The 13,524-nt window shown below is 62.3% G+C and carries 11 protein-coding genes; 9 read left to right on the plus strand and 2 right to left on the minus strand.

All coding sequences use genetic code 11. The annotated features are described in order from the left end of the window. Positions 1-2: 2 nt before the first annotated feature. The 9 genes from murD (at position 3) to lpxC (ending at position 10,497) form a co-directional block, all read left to right on the plus strand. A complete protein-coding gene (gene murD, locus LQ249_RS05810) occupies positions 3-1,349 on the plus strand; it encodes a UDP-N-acetylmuramoyl-L-alanine--D-glutamate ligase (RefSeq protein WP_177030174.1) in 1,347 nt (448 codons plus the stop codon). After that, entirely contained in the window at positions 1,346-2,569 is a 1,224-nt protein-coding gene (gene ftsW / locus LQ249_RS05815; RefSeq protein WP_057004267.1) for a putative lipid II flippase FtsW, read from the plus strand. Before murD ends, ftsW begins: the two co-directional genes overlap by 4 nt. Further along, complete coding sequence (gene murG, locus LQ249_RS05820; protein ID WP_046384652.1) at positions 2,559-3,629, plus strand: undecaprenyldiphospho-muramoylpentapeptide beta-N-acetylglucosaminyltransferase; 1,071 nt, start codon at positions 2,559-2,561, stop codon at positions 3,627-3,629. The genes ftsW and murG overlap by 11 nt, the downstream gene beginning before the upstream one ends. Next, positions 3,622-5,082: a UDP-N-acetylmuramate--L-alanine ligase gene (gene murC, locus LQ249_RS05825; protein ID WP_046384651.1), complete on the plus strand. Its 1,461-nt coding sequence runs from the start codon at positions 3,622-3,624 to the stop codon at positions 5,080-5,082. Before murG ends, murC begins: the two co-directional genes overlap by 8 nt. Continuing rightward, positions 5,079-6,047, plus strand: a complete 969-nt coding sequence (locus LQ249_RS05830; protein WP_017845925.1) for a D-alanine--D-alanine ligase — start codon at positions 5,079-5,081, stop codon at positions 6,045-6,047. The genes murC and LQ249_RS05830 overlap by 4 nt, the downstream gene beginning before the upstream one ends. A gap of 3 nt (positions 6,048-6,050) precedes the next feature. Continuing rightward, positions 6,051-6,920 carry a cell division protein FtsQ/DivIB gene (locus LQ249_RS05835; protein ID WP_026139894.1) on the plus strand — a complete coding sequence of 290 codons (870 nt, stop codon included), beginning with the start codon at positions 6,051-6,053 and terminating at the stop codon, positions 6,918-6,920. Between the two features lie 15 nt (positions 6,921-6,935). Next, on the plus strand, positions 6,936-8,198 hold the full coding sequence (ftsA, locus tag LQ249_RS05840) for a cell division protein FtsA (protein ID WP_017845923.1): 1,263 nt from the start codon (positions 6,936-6,938) through the stop codon (positions 8,196-8,198). Positions 8,199-8,267: 69 nt separating this feature from the next. Next, positions 8,268-9,473: a cell division protein FtsZ gene (gene ftsZ / locus LQ249_RS05845; protein ID WP_017845922.1), complete on the plus strand. Its 1,206-nt coding sequence runs from the start codon at positions 8,268-8,270 to the stop codon at positions 9,471-9,473. A gap of 112 nt (positions 9,474-9,585) precedes the next feature. Continuing rightward, positions 9,586-10,497 carry a UDP-3-O-acyl-N-acetylglucosamine deacetylase gene (lpxC, locus tag LQ249_RS05850; protein ID WP_003171886.1) on the plus strand — a complete coding sequence of 304 codons (912 nt, stop codon included), beginning with the start codon at positions 9,586-9,588 and terminating at the stop codon, positions 10,495-10,497. Positions 10,498-10,592: 95 nt separating this feature from the next. Here the strand turns inward: lpxC and LQ249_RS05855 are convergent, their stop codons facing one another. Further along, positions 10,593-12,086 (minus strand): sensor domain-containing diguanylate cyclase, encoded by a 1,494-nt coding sequence (locus tag LQ249_RS05855; RefSeq protein WP_079442879.1) that lies wholly within the window; start codon positions 12,084-12,086, stop codon positions 10,593-10,595. A gap of 86 nt (positions 12,087-12,172) precedes the next feature. Beyond that, positions 12,173-13,501, minus strand: a complete 1,329-nt coding sequence (locus LQ249_RS05860; protein WP_232566249.1) for an OprD family porin — start codon at positions 13,499-13,501, stop codon at positions 12,173-12,175. Positions 13,502-13,524 lie beyond the last annotated feature (23 nt).

The raw sequence follows: 13,524 nt of genomic DNA on the forward strand, positions 1-13,524 counted from the left end.
GAGTGTCCCTGATCGCTTCAGACCACTTCCGCATCGTTGTCGGCCTCGGCAAGAGCGGCATGTCCCTGGTTCGCTTCCTGGCGAACCAGGGCACGTCGTTTGCCGTCGCCGATACGCGGGAAAATCCACCGGAGCTGGTCACGCTGCGCCGTGACTACCCGCACGTGGAAGTGCGTTGTGGCGAGTTGGATGTCGAGTTTCTGTGCCGTGCCGACGAGCTCTACGTGAGCCCTGGCCTGGCCCTGGCGACACCGGCCCTGCAAGCCGCGGCGGCGCGTGGCGTGAAGCTGTCCGGCGATATCGACCTGTTCGCGCGTAACGCGAAGGCGCCGATCATCGCGATCAGCGGTTCCAACGCGAAAAGCACCGTGACCACCCTGGTCGGCGAGATGGCGGCTGCGGCCGGCAAGCGCGTGGCCGTGGGCGGCAACCTCGGCACCCCGGCGCTGGACCTGCTCAGCGACGACGTCGAGCTGTACGTGATGGAACTGTCGAGCTTCCAGCTGGAAACCACCCACGACCTGGGCGCTGAAGTGGCCACCGTATTGAACGTCAGCGAAGACCACATGGACCGCTACAGCGGCCTGCCGGCCTATCACCTGGCCAAGCATCGGATCTTCCGCGGCGCCAAACAAGTGGTGGTCAACCGCCAGGATGCCCTGAGCCGTCCGCTGATGGGCGAGGGCCTGCCGTGCTGGACCTTCGGCCTGGGCAAACCCGACTTCAAGGCCTTCGGTATCCGTGAAGAGAACGGCGAGAAATACCTGGCCTTCGAATTCCAGAACCTGATGCCGGTGCGCGAGCTGAAAATCCGTGGCGCCCACAACCAATCCAATGCCCTGGCGGCCTTGGCGCTGGGGCATGCCGTGGGCTTGCCGTTCGACGCCATGCTCGCGAGCCTGCGCACCTTCGGCGGCCTCGAGCATCGCTGCCAGTGGGTCCGCGACCTGAATGGCGTCAGCTATTACAACGACTCCAAGGCCACCAACGTCGGTGCGGCCCTGGCCGCCATCGAAGGCCTGGGTGCCGATATCGACGGCAAGCTGTTGCTGATCGCCGGTGGCGACGGCAAAGGCGCCGACTTCAAGGACCTCAAGGGGCCGGTGGCCGCCCATTGCCGCACCGTGGTGCTGATCGGCCGCGATGCCGACTTGATCGCTGCCGCCCTCGGTGATGCGGTGCCGCAAGTGCGTGCCAGCTCCCTCGACGACGCGATTGCCCAGTGCAAAGCCCTGGCCCAGCCGGGTGATGCGGTGCTGCTGTCGCCGGCGTGCGCCAGTTTCGACATGTTCAAGAACTACGAAGAGCGCGGCCAGCTGTTCGCCCGCGCCGTGGAGGCCTTGGCATGAATCTCAACTTCCGTAACATCATCAAGCCGTACCCGTCGCCGATCATTACCGGACGCGGCATCGACCTCGACTTCCCGATGCTCGCCGGTTGCCTGGCTTTGCTGGGCCTTGGGTTGGTGATGATCACGTCGGCGTCCTCCGAAGTGGCGGCCGTGCAGTCGGGCAACACCCTGTACATGATGATCCGTCATTTGGTGTACCTAGTGATCGGCCTCGGCGCGTGCATCGTCACCATGATGATCCCCATCGCCACCTGGCAGCGTCTGGGCTGGCTGATGCTGATCGGTGCGTTTGGCTTGCTGATCATGGTGATCCTGCCCGGCATCGGCCGCGAGGTGAACGGTTCGATGCGCTGGATCGGCTTCGGTGCGTTCAACGTGCAGCCGTCGGAAATTGCCAAGGTGTTCGTGGTGATCTACCTCGCCGGCTACCTGGTGCGGCGTCAGAAAGAAGTGCGTGAAAGCTGGATGGGCTTCTTCAAGCCGTTCATCGTGCTGCTGCCCATGGCCGGCCTGTTGCTGATGGAACCCGACTTCGGGGCCACCGTCGTGATGATGGGCGCCGCTGCGGCGATGCTGTTCCTCGGCGGGGTCGGGCTGTTCCGCTTCACCTTGATGGTGGTGCTGGCGGTGGCTGCCGTGACCGTGCTGGTGCAGGCGCAACCTTATCGGATGGCCCGTCTGATCACCTTTACCGACCCGTGGTCCGACCAGTTCGGCTCCGGCTATCAGTTGACCCAGGCGCTGATCGCCTTCGGTCGCGGCGAGTGGCTGGGCGTGGGCCTGGGCAACAGCGTGCAGAAACAATTCTACCTGCCGGAAGCGCACACCGACTTCGTGTTCTCGGTGCTCGCCGAAGAGCTGGGCGTGGTCGGTTCGCTGTGTACCGTCGCATTGTTCGTGTTCGTGTGTGTGCGCGGCATGTACATCGGCTTGTGGGCCGAGAAGGCCAAACAGTATTTCGCTGCGTATGTGGCGTATGGCTTGTCGTTCCTGTGGATCGGCCAGTTCCTGATCAATATCGGCGTGAACGTCGGCCTGCTGCCGACCAAGGGCCTGACCTTGCCGTTCCTCAGTTACGGCGGCAGTTCGCTGGTGATCTGCTGTGCCTGTCTTGGCTTGTTGCTGCGCATCGAGTGGGAGAGTCGAACCCACCTGGGCAGCGAAGAGATGGAGTTCAGCGAAAGCGACTTCGCCGAGGAGCCGACCCATGGGCGCTAACGTGCTGATCATGGCAGGCGGCACCGGGGGCCATGTGTTCCCGGCCCTGGCCTGTGCGCGCGAATTCCAGAGCCGTGGCTACAGCGTGCATTGGCTGGGAACGCCGCGTGGTATCGAAAACGAACTGGTGCCGAGCGCCGGCTTGCCGCTGCATTTGATCAACGTCACGGGCCTGCGCGGCAAGGGCAAGCTGTCGCTGCTCAAGGCACCGTTCGTGTTGCTCAAGGCGGTGTGGCAGGCGCGCAAGGTCATCCGTGAATTGCAGCCGGTGTGTGTGCTCGGTTTCGGCGGTTACGTGACCGGCCCCGGCGGCGTCGCGGCCAGGCTCGCGGGCGTGCCGGTGATCGTGCATGAGCAGAACGCTGTCGCCGGCACCGCCAACCGCTTGCTGGTGCCGCTGGCGGCGCGGGTGTGCGAAGCGTTCCCGAATACCTTCGGCGCCTCGGACAAACGCCGCACCACCGGCAACCCGGTACGCACTGAGCTGTTTATGGACATTGCCCGGCAGCCCTTGGCCGGGCGCAAGGCGCACCTGCTGATCCTGGGCGGGAGCCTGGGCGCCGAGCCGCTGAATAAATTGCTGCCGCAGGCACTGGCGCAACTGCCTGTGGACGTGCGCCCGCAGGTCTTTCACCAGGCCGGCAAGAACCACGATGAAGTCACCGCCACGCGTTATCGAGAGGCCGGTGTCGAGGCTGATGTGCAGCCCTTCATCAAAGACATGGCCCAAGCCTATGGCTGGGCCGACCTGGTGGTCTGTCGCGCTGGTGCGCTGACCGTCAGTGAACTGGCCGCCGCCGGTCTGCCGTCCTTGCTGGTGCCTTTGCCCCATGCGATCGACGATCACCAGACCCGCAACGCCGAATATTTGGCCGGGGAGGGCGCTGCCTTCCTACTGCCGCAAAGAACGACTGGCGCCGCCGATTTGGCCGCACGCCTGACCGAGGTTTTGATGCAACCGGAACGACTCAACAGCATGGCGAGCACCGCACGCCGCCTGGCCAAACCTGACGCAACCCGCACCGTGGTCGATATCTGCCTGGAGGTGGCCCATGGTTGAGAATCAGAAAGCCATGCCGCAACCGGAAATGCGCCGCATCCGTCGTATCCACTTCGTCGGGATCGGCGGCGTGGGCATGTGTGGCATTGCCGAAGTATTGCTGAACCTGGGCTACCAGGTGTCCGGCTCCGACTTGAAAGAGTCGCCGGTCACCGAGCGCCTGAAGTCCTTCGGCGCGAAAATCTTCATCGGCCACCGCGCCGAGAACGCCGTCGAGGCCGACGTGCTGGTGGTGTCCAGCGCCGTGAACACCTCCAACCCGGAAGTTGCCAGCGCCCTTGAGCGCCGCATTCCCGTGGTGCCCCGCGCCGAGATGCTGGCCGAGCTGATGCGCTACCGCCACGGCATTGCCGTCGCCGGTACCCACGGCAAGACCACCACCACCAGCCTGATCGCCTCGGTGTTCGCCGCCGGTGGCCTGGACCCGACCTTTGTGATCGGTGGCCGCCTGAATGCAGCTGGCACCAATGCACAACTGGGCACCAGCCGCTACCTGATCGCCGAAGCCGACGAAAGCGATGCCAGCTTCCTGCACCTGCAACCGCTGGTGGCCGTGGTCACCAACATCGACGCCGACCACATGGCGACCTACGACGGTGACTTCAACAAGTTGAAGAAAACCTTCGTCGAGTTCCTGCATAACCTGCCGTTCTACGGTTTGGCAGTGGTGTGCCTGGATGACCCGGTGGTGCGCGAGATCCTGCCGCTGGTCAAGCGTCCGACCGTGACCTACGGCTTCAGCGAAGACGCCGACGTGCGTGCGATCAATGTGCGCCAGCAAGGCATGCAGACGTTCTTCACCGTGCTGCGCCCGGACCGCGAACCGCTGGACGTGTCGGTGAACATGCCGGGCAACCACAACGTGCTCAATTCCCTGGCGACCATCTGCATTGCCTCCGATGAAGGCGTCAGCGATGAAGCCATTGTCGAGGGCCTGTCGGGCTTTGCCGGCGTGGGCCGGCGCTTCCAGGTCTACGGGCAACTGCCGGTGGAAGGTGGCGAAGTGATGCTGGTGGACGACTACGGTCACCACCCGACCGAAGTCGCCGCCGTGATCAAGGCCGTGCGCGGTGGTTGGCCGGAGCGTCGCCTGGTGATGGTCTACCAGCCGCACCGCTACAGCCGCACCCGCGACCTGTATGACGATTTCGTCAATGTACTGGCCGATGCCAACGTGCTGCTGCTGATGGAAGTCTACCCGGCCGGTGAAGAACCGATCCCTGGGGCGGACAGCCGCAAACTGTGCAACAGCATCCGTCAGCGCGGCCAATTGGACCCGATCTACATCGAGCGCGGTGTGGACCTGGCGCCGATCGTCAAGCCGCTGCTGCGCGCCGGCGACATCCTGCTGTGCCAGGGTGCCGGTGATATCGGCGGCCTTGCGCCTAAATTGCTGGCGAGCCCCTTGTTCGTAAACAAAGCACTTGCTGCTGAACAGGGGAAGTCGAAATGACCACGAACTACGCCTCCCTGTTCTCCACCATCGCCCCTGCCGACTTCGGCCGCGTGGCCGTGCTGTTCGGCGGTAAGAGCGCTGAGCGTGAAGTGTCGCTCAAGTCCGGCAACGCCGTGCTCGAAGCGCTGCAAAGCGCGGGCGTGAATGCGTTCGGGATCGACGTGGGTGACGACTTCCTCGCACGCCTGCAGGCCGAGAAGATCGACCGCGCCTTCATCATCCTGCACGGCCGTGGTGGTGAAGACGGCAGCATGCAAGGCCTGCTGGAGTGCGCCGGGATTCCTTACACCGGCAGCGGCATCCTCGCCTCGGCGCTGGCCATGGACAAGTTGCGCACCAAGCAGGTGTGGCACAGCCTGGGAATTCCTACCCCACGTCACAGTGTGCTGTGCAGCGAAGACGATTGTATTTCTGCAGCCAAGGAACTGGGCCTGCCTTTGATCGTCAAACCTGCCCATGAAGGCTCCAGTATCGGCATGGCTAAAGTGAACTCGGCCGCCGAATTGATCGACGCATGGAAAGCGGCAAGTACCTACGATTCGCAAGTGTTGGTGGAACAGTGGATTCAAGGTCCCGAGTACACCATCGCCACCCTGCGTGGCCAGGTATTGCCGCCCATCGCCTTGGGCACGCCCCACACTTTTTACGATTACGATGCCAAGTACCTGGCTTCCGATACCCAGTACCGGATCCCCTGCGGCCTTGACGCAAGCAAAGAACAGGAATTGATGGACCTCACGGCGAAAGCCTGTGAGGCGCTGGGTATCGCCGGTTGGGCGCGGGCAGACGTGATGCAGGACGACCAAGGGAATTTCTGGTTCCTGGAAGTCAACACCGCACCGGGCATGACCGACCACAGCCTGGTCCCTATGGCCGCGCGCGCAGCCGGCCTGGATTTCCAGCAGTTGGTGCTGGCGATCCTGGCGGCCAGCGTTGCCGGTGAAGAAAGGCAGCGAGGCTAAGACATGAAAGGCGCATCGCTTCGTCATCAGCCCCCACCCGCACCCGGCCGCAAGCCGGTGCCACGGGGTGCCAGCCGAATGGTGGCTAAAGAGCCGATGTCGGCGCGCCTGCCGAAAGCCAACTTTGGTTTCCTCAAGGCGCTGTTCTGGCCGGTGTTGCTGGTGGTGTTGGGCTTCGGCACTTACGAAGGCGCGCAGCGTCTATTGCCTTATGCCGACCGGCCGATCACCAAGATCAGCGTGCAGGGCGACTTGAGCTACATCAGCCAGCAAGCGGTGCAGCAGCGCATCGGCCCGTTCCTGGCGGCGAGCTTCTTCACCATCGACCTGGCCGGCATGCGCCGGGAGCTGGAGCAGATGCCGTGGATCGCCCACGCCGAAGTCCGCCGTGTATGGCCGGACCAGGTGACGATCCGCCTGGAAGAACAACTGCCCGTGGCCCGTTGGGGCGATGAGGCGCTGTTGAACAACCAGGGCCAGGCGTTCACCCCGCGTGAGCTGGCCAATTACGAGCACCTGCCGCAGCTGTTCGGGCCGCAGCGGGCGCAGCAGCAAGTGATGCAGCAGTACCAGGCCTTGAGCCAGATGCTGCGGCCGCTGGGCTTCTCCATTGCACGCCTGGAATTGCGTGAACGGGGCAGCTGGTTTTTGACGACCGGGGCAGGCAGTTCCGGCCCGGGCATCGAGTTGTTGCTGGGACGCGACCGCTTGGTGGAAAAGATGCGCCGCTTTATTGCCATCTATGAAAAGACCTTGAAAGAACAGATTACGAACATTGCGAGCGTCGACCTGCGTTACGCCAACGGCCTTGCCGTCGGCTGGCGTGAACCGGCTGCGCCCACGGCAGCGCAACCCGCTGTCGCGAAGAATTAAGAAGAGGCAGGACCCATGGCAAACGTGCAAAGCGGCAAAATGATCGTCGGTCTCGATATCGGCACCTCCAAGGTGGTGGCGCTGGTGGGCGAGGTCGGGGAAGACGGCACGATCGAAATCGTCGGTATTGGCACGCATCCGTCCCGGGGCCTGAAGAAGGGCGTGGTGGTGAACATCGAGTCCACCGTGCAATCGATCCAGCGCGCCATCGAAGAAGCGCAGCTGATGGCCGGTTGCCGGATTCACTCGGCGTTCGTCGGCGTAGCGGGCAATCACATCCGCAGCCTGAACTCCCACGGCATCGTGGCGATCCGCGACCGCGAAGTCAGCGCGGCCGACCTTGAGCGCGTACTCGACGCCGCCCAGGCCGTGGCGATCCCGGCGGACCAGCGCGTGCTGCACACCCTGCCGCAGGACTACGTGATCGACAACCAGGAAGGCGTGCGCGAGCCCCTGGGCATGTCAGGCGTGCGCCTGGAAGCCAAGGTCCACGTGGTGACCTGCGCGGTCAATGCCGCACAGAACATTGAAAAGTGCGTGCGTCGCTGCGGCCTGGAAATCGACGACATCATTCTCGAGCAACTGGCTTCGGCCTACTCGGTACTGACCGACGACGAAAAAGAACTGGGCGTGTGCCTGGTCGACATCGGCGGCGGCACCACCGACATCGCGATCTTCACCGAGGGTGCGATCCGTCACACCGCCGTGATCCCGATTGCCGGCGACCAGGTCACCAACGACATCGCCATGGCGTTGCGCACACCGACGCAGTACGCCGAAGAGATCAAGATCCGCTATGCCTGCGCCCTGGCCAAACTGGCCGGCGCCGGCGAAACCATCAAGGTGCCGAGCGTGGGCGACCGTCCACCGCGCGAGCTGTCGCGCCAGGCCTTGGCCGAAGTGGTCGAGCCGCGCTACGACGAGCTGTTCACCCTGATCCAGGCGGAACTGCGCCGCAGCGGCTACGAAGATTTGATCCCGGCCGGCATCGTGCTGACCGGTGGCACCTCGAAGATGGAAGGCGCGGTCGAACTGGCCGAAGAGATCTTCCACATGCCAGTTCGCCTGGGCGTGCCCCATGGCGTCAAAGGCCTGGGCGACGTGGTGCGCAACCCGATTTATTCCACCGGTGTGGGCTTGCTGTTGTACGGGCTGCAAAAGCAGACCGACGGCATTTCCCTGTCGGGCCCGAGCATCCGCGACAGCTACCGCGGCGACGACGAAGCGAAAGCGCCGTTGTTCGAACGGTTGCAGGCTTGGGTCAAAGGCAATTTCTAACGATTTACCGCAACACCGTAAAAAAAAGCAGTAGGCGAAAAAACTAGAGAATACGAAAGGAGAGGGAAAATGTTCGAACTCGTAGACAACATCCCCGCAAGCCCGGTCATCAAAGTGATCGGTGTCGGCGGTGGCGGCGGCAACGCTGTCAACCATATGGTCAAGAGCAACATTGAAGGCGTTGAATTCATCTGCGCCAACACTGATGCCCAGGCGCTGAAGAGCATCGGCGCGCGGACCATCCTGCAATTGGGCACCGCCGTGACCAAGGGCCTCGGCGCCGGCGCCAACCCGGAAGTCGGCCGTCAAGCCGCGCTGGAAGACCGCGAGCGTATCGCCGAAGTGCTGCAAGGCACCAACATGGTGTTCATCACCACCGGCATGGGCGGCGGTACCGGTACCGGTGCAGCGCCGATCATCGCCGAAGTGGCCAAGGAAATGGGGATTCTGACGGTCGCCGTCGTGACCCGTCCGTTCCCGTTCGAAGGCCGCAAGCGCATGCAGATCGCCGACGAAGGTATCCGTCTGCTGTCTGAAAGCGTCGACTCGTTGATCACCATCCCCAACGAGAAGCTGCTGACCATCCTGGGCAAGGACGCGAGCCTGCTGTCCGCGTTCGCCAAGGCTGACGATGTACTGGCCGGTGCCGTTCGCGGTATCTCCGACATCATCAAGCGCCCGGGCATGATCAACGTCGACTTCGCCGACGTGCGTACCGTGATGAGCGAAATGGGCATGGCGATGATGGGCACTGGCTGCGCCAGCGGTCCGAACCGTGCGCGTGAAGCCACCGAAGCGGCCATCCGCAACCCGTTGCTCGAAGACGTGAACCTGCAAGGCGCACGCGGCATCCTGGTGAACATCACCGCCGGTCCTGACCTGTCCCTGGGTGAGTACTCCGACGTGGGTAGCATCATCGAAGCCTTCGCTTCCGAGCACGCGATGGTCAAAGTCGGCACCGTGATCGATCCGGACATGCGCGACGAACTGCATGTGACCGTGGTCGCGACCGGCCTGGGCGCAAAAATCGAGAAGCCTGTAAAGGTCATCGACAATACCGTTCACACCGGCCACAACAGTCACGCCAGCCAAGCGGCTGCCGCTCCAGCGCCTGCGCGCCAGGAACTGCCGTCGGTGAACTACCGTGATCTGGACCGTCCGACCGTGATGCGCAATCAGGCTCAGGCCGGTGCTGCAGCGTCCCGTAGCCCGAATCCGCAAGATGACCTGGACTACCTGGACATCCCGGCATTCCTGCGTCGTCAGGCCGATTAATGGAATGTATCAGGGCTATGAAGGTGATTGGTGTTCAGCAAAGGTCTGGTCTGCTATTATCGCCAGCCTTTGTTGATACCAGTTCGCAATTTGCGCTGAAGCGGTCCAAGCCATGATTAAACAACGCACCCTGAAGAATATTATTCGTGCCACAGGTGTAGGTCTGCACTCCGGGGAGAAGGTATACCTGACCCTCAAACCTGCACCTGTCGACACCGGCATCGTGTTTGTTCGTGCCGACCTGGACCCTGTGGTGCAGATTCCTGCTCGCGCGGAAAACGTCGGCGAAACCACGATGTCGACCACATTGGTCAACGGTGACGTCAAGGTGGACACGGTGGAGCACTTGCTCTCGGCCATGGCTGGCCTGGGCATCGATAACGCCTACGTCGAGCTCTCCGCGTCCGAAGTCCCCATCATGGATGGCAGCGCTGGTCCCTTCGTATTCTTGATTCAATCTGCCGGCCTGGAAGAACAGGACGCAGCCAAGAAGTTCATTCGCATTCTGCGGGAAGTGACAGTAGAAGACGGCGACAAGCGCGCCACCTTCGTCCCGTTCGAAGGCTTTAAAGTGAGCTTTGAGATCGATTTCGATCACCCGGTATTTCGCGACCGCACCCAAAGCGCAAGCGTGGATTTTTCCAGTACTTCGTTCGTAAAAGAAGTCAGCCGCGCCCGCACCTTTGGTTTCATGAGTGACATCGAGTACCTGCGCAAGCACAACCTCGCACTCGGCGGCAGCGTTGAAAACGCCATTGTGGTCGACGCGGATGGTGTACTGAACGAAGACGGCCTTCGCTATGAAGACGAATTCGTGAAGCACAAGATCCTCGATGCAATCGGTGACCTCTACCTGTTGGGCAATAGCCTGATAGGCGAGTTCAAAGGCTTCAAGTCGGGCCACGCCCTTAACAACCAGCTGCTGCGCAAGTTGATTGAGCAGACAGATGCTTGGGAAGTCGTGACCTTCGAAGATGCCAGCACCGCACCGATCTCTTACATGCGTCCCGTTGCGGCGGTGTAAGTAACAACTCTCTTTCTTTAGTTTTTAAGGGCTGCCTTCGGGTGGCCCTTTTTATTTTCCGTGGCGAGCGAGCCACAATGGCCTGTTCGCCTCAGTCATCGCGCCGTTGCCTCCACGATGCAATTGCGCCCACTGTGCTTGGCTTCATACAGCGCGCGGTCCGCACTGAGCTGCAAGTCCTCCAGGGACATGCGACTGCGCTTGTCCCACGTACTCAGGCCAATGCTCACGGTAATCGGCCGTTCATCCCCTGCCACCCGTGGCAAGTGCTCGACGCCGCGGCGGATATGCTCGGCGATTAGCCATGCGCCCCTGATATCGGTAGACGGCAACACCACGGCGAACTCTTCACCGCCATAACGTGCGGCCAGGTCGGCCGGGCGACGGATGTTGCCGCCGATCACCTGGGCGACGTTGCGCAACGCCTCATCGCCGCCGTGATGGCCATGACGGTCGTTGAATGCCTTGAAGTGGTCGACGTCGATCATCAACAGCGTCAGCGGTTCGGCGGAGCGCTGGGCGCGGTCCCATTCCAGGCGCAGGCGTTGGTCCAGAATGCGCCGGTTGGCCAGGCCGGTGAGCGCGTCGGTGGCTGCCAGTTCTGACAGCACTTTCTCCGCGCGAAAACGGCGGCGCAGTTCCCGGCGCAGCATCCAGGTCAGCCATAACAGGCCGATACACAGGATGCCGGTGGCGCCGCCGGTCAGCGTCGCCGCGCGCTTCCATGGCGCGAACACGTCCTCACTGGACAACGCCACGACCACAATCAGCGGCAGCTCGCCGACATTGGTGAAGGTATACAGGCGCTCCTTGCCGGTGATGGTCGAGATGGCCCGAAAGCTGCCGCTTCCTTCGCGCAGCATGCGCTTGAAGTTGGGGCGATCACTCAGGTCCTTGTTGATCATGTCGCGCTCCAGCAGCGGTTGCTGGGCCAGGAGAATGCCGTGGCTGCTCAACAGGTTGACCGAGCTGCTATTGCCGATGGTCAGGCTGTTGAACAACTGATCGAAGTACGCCAGGCGCATGGTGGCCACCGCGACCCCGAGGAACTCGCCGTTGGCGCCGGTGACGCGGCGGCTGAACGCGATGCGCCAGACTTGCTCGCAATGGCACTGAATCATGAACGGCCGGCTGATGAACAGGTCGCTCTGGTTGGTGATTTTATGCACGAGGAAGTAATCGCGATCAGCCAAATTACGCGAGGTCGGCTTGAGCGTCGAAGAGTCAGCAACGACGGCGCCATTGGCGTCCAGCAACAGCACTTGGTCTTTGAACAGCGCGGCCGTCGACAGCTCGAATTGCACCAGATGCCGGATATCCCCAGATACCTTGGACAAATCCGTGCGCTGCGTGGCGGCGATCAACCCTTGCAGCGCGAGGTCGTATAGCTCGACGTTACGCAGCACATCGGCGTTGATCAGTTGGGTGATGTTGGTGGTTGAGCGTTTCGCCGCCTGCAGGGTGCTGGCGTGTTCGCGGATCAACAGCACCGCGACGATAATCACAATCAATGCGACGGTGAAGCCGCTGCCTAGCATCAACAATAATTCTGTGCGTTCAGATGGGGTACGAAAAGGGCGTGGACTCATCGGGCAGACTTCAACGGTGAAGATACTGGCAGTTTAGTTCTACCCGATGAAAATTGATTGTTTGGTTGCAAAGAAAGTGCGGCGACTTAGAACACGTTGATCGGATAGTCGACGATCACCCGGTATTCATCCACATCCCGATCCACCGCCGAGTAGCCATTGCTGCCGCGGTTGGTCGCCCATTGCAGACGCAGGGACAGATCCTTGGCCTTGCCGCCCTGTACCACGTATTTCACGTCGATGTCCCGTTCCCAGTGCTTGGCGTCCTGGCCGTCGGCGCTGTACCAGGCGCTGTAGCCCCGGCTGGTGGGATCGACTTTGCTCAGGTCGGTCTTACCGCTGCTGTAGGACACGGCAGTGGTCAGGCCCGGCATGCCGAGGCCGATGAAGTCGTAGGCGTACTTGAGCTTCCACGACCGCTCGTTGGGGCCGTTGAAGTCCGAGTATTGCTGGGAGTTGTCCAGGTACACGCTGTCGCCCTGGGTGATGTAGTCGAACGGTGTGTTGCCGTTGACCCGCTGGTACGCGGCGGTGACGCTGTGGCTGCCCACGACTACGGTGAAATGCAGGCTGTAGGTGTTGTTGTCGATGTTACCCAGCAACGACTGGCCGCTGTCTTGGGTGTGGTAGTAGTGCAGGCCGGGGTTGAGGCTGACCAGGTCGTTCAGCGCGTAGGTGTAGTCCAGGTCGTAGTAGTACTGGTGCCACACATCCTTGAGTTCGGCGGCGTACAGGTTGCTGGTCAGTCCCGGCACGCCGCTGAACGACACGCCGGCCCAGTCCAGGTGCTGGCTGTCGGTGTGTTCCGGCAGTGTGCCGTAGCTGGTGCCGATGCGCTGGTGGCCGCTCTGGTTGTAGAGCTTGGTGAAGCTGGCCTGGCCGCCTTCGATCATCCAGCCGTCGAGGCTGTGGTTGGTCAGGCTTACGCCGCGAAAGGTCTGGGGCAGCATGCGGGTCATGCCGCCGGCGATCACCGGGTTGTTGAGGAACAGGTCGCCGGCTTTCAGTTCCGTGTCGAACGCGTGCATCTTCAACGTGCCGCCTGCGGTGGAGAACGACCCCGGCGCCTTGCCGCTGCCTTGACTGTTGCCGTATGGAAGGATGCTCGAACCGTCGGTGCCGCCACCGCCGTCGAGCTTGAGTCCGAGCATGGCGTGGGCATCCAGGCCGAAACCGACGGTGCCCTGGGTGTAGCCGGATTCGAAGATGCCGAGAAAGCCCTGGCCCCATTCTTTGTTGTCATCGGTGTGGATGTCGTGACGGTCGCGGTTCATGTAGTAGTTGCGGGCGTTGAGCTTGAGGCTTGCGCCTTCGACGAAACCGTCGGCGGGGGTGGTGTCTGCTGCGTGGGCGAGGGGGACGATCGTTGCTGTAATCGCGAGGAATAACGGGGTGAACGTCAGCGAGTTCTTCACCGGTGGAGCTCCTTTGGTCAAAC

This window comes from Pseudomonas sp. 7-41 (assembly GCF_021233075.1).
GTDB lineage: Bacteria > Pseudomonadota > Gammaproteobacteria > Pseudomonadales > Pseudomonadaceae > Aquipseudomonas > Aquipseudomonas veronii.

Excerpts from the sequence above, each read along its gene's own strand:
- ftsW (WP_057004267.1), top strand. The coding sequence starts at position 1,346 with ATGAATCTCAACTTCCGTAACATCATCAAGCCGTACCCGTCGCCGATC.
- murG (WP_046384652.1), top strand. The coding sequence starts at position 2,559 with ATGGGCGCTAACGTGCTGATCATGGCAGGCGGCACCGGGGGCCATGTG.
- murC (WP_046384651.1), top strand. The coding sequence starts at position 3,622 with ATGGTTGAGAATCAGAAAGCCATGCCGCAACCGGAAATGCGCCGCATC.
- LQ249_RS05830 (WP_017845925.1), top strand. The coding sequence starts at position 5,079 with ATGACCACGAACTACGCCTCCCTGTTCTCCACCATCGCCCCTGCCGAC.
- LQ249_RS05835 (WP_026139894.1), top strand. The coding sequence starts at position 6,051 with ATGAAAGGCGCATCGCTTCGTCATCAGCCCCCACCCGCACCCGGCCGC.
- ftsA (WP_017845923.1), top strand. The coding sequence starts at position 6,936 with ATGGCAAACGTGCAAAGCGGCAAAATGATCGTCGGTCTCGATATCGGC.
- ftsZ (WP_017845922.1), top strand. The coding sequence starts at position 8,268 with ATGTTCGAACTCGTAGACAACATCCCCGCAAGCCCGGTCATCAAAGTG.
- lpxC (WP_003171886.1), top strand. The coding sequence starts at position 9,586 with ATGATTAAACAACGCACCCTGAAGAATATTATTCGTGCCACAGGTGTA.
- LQ249_RS05855 (WP_079442879.1), bottom strand. The coding sequence starts at position 12,086 with ATGAGTCCACGCCCTTTTCGTACCCCATCTGAACGCACAGAATTATTG.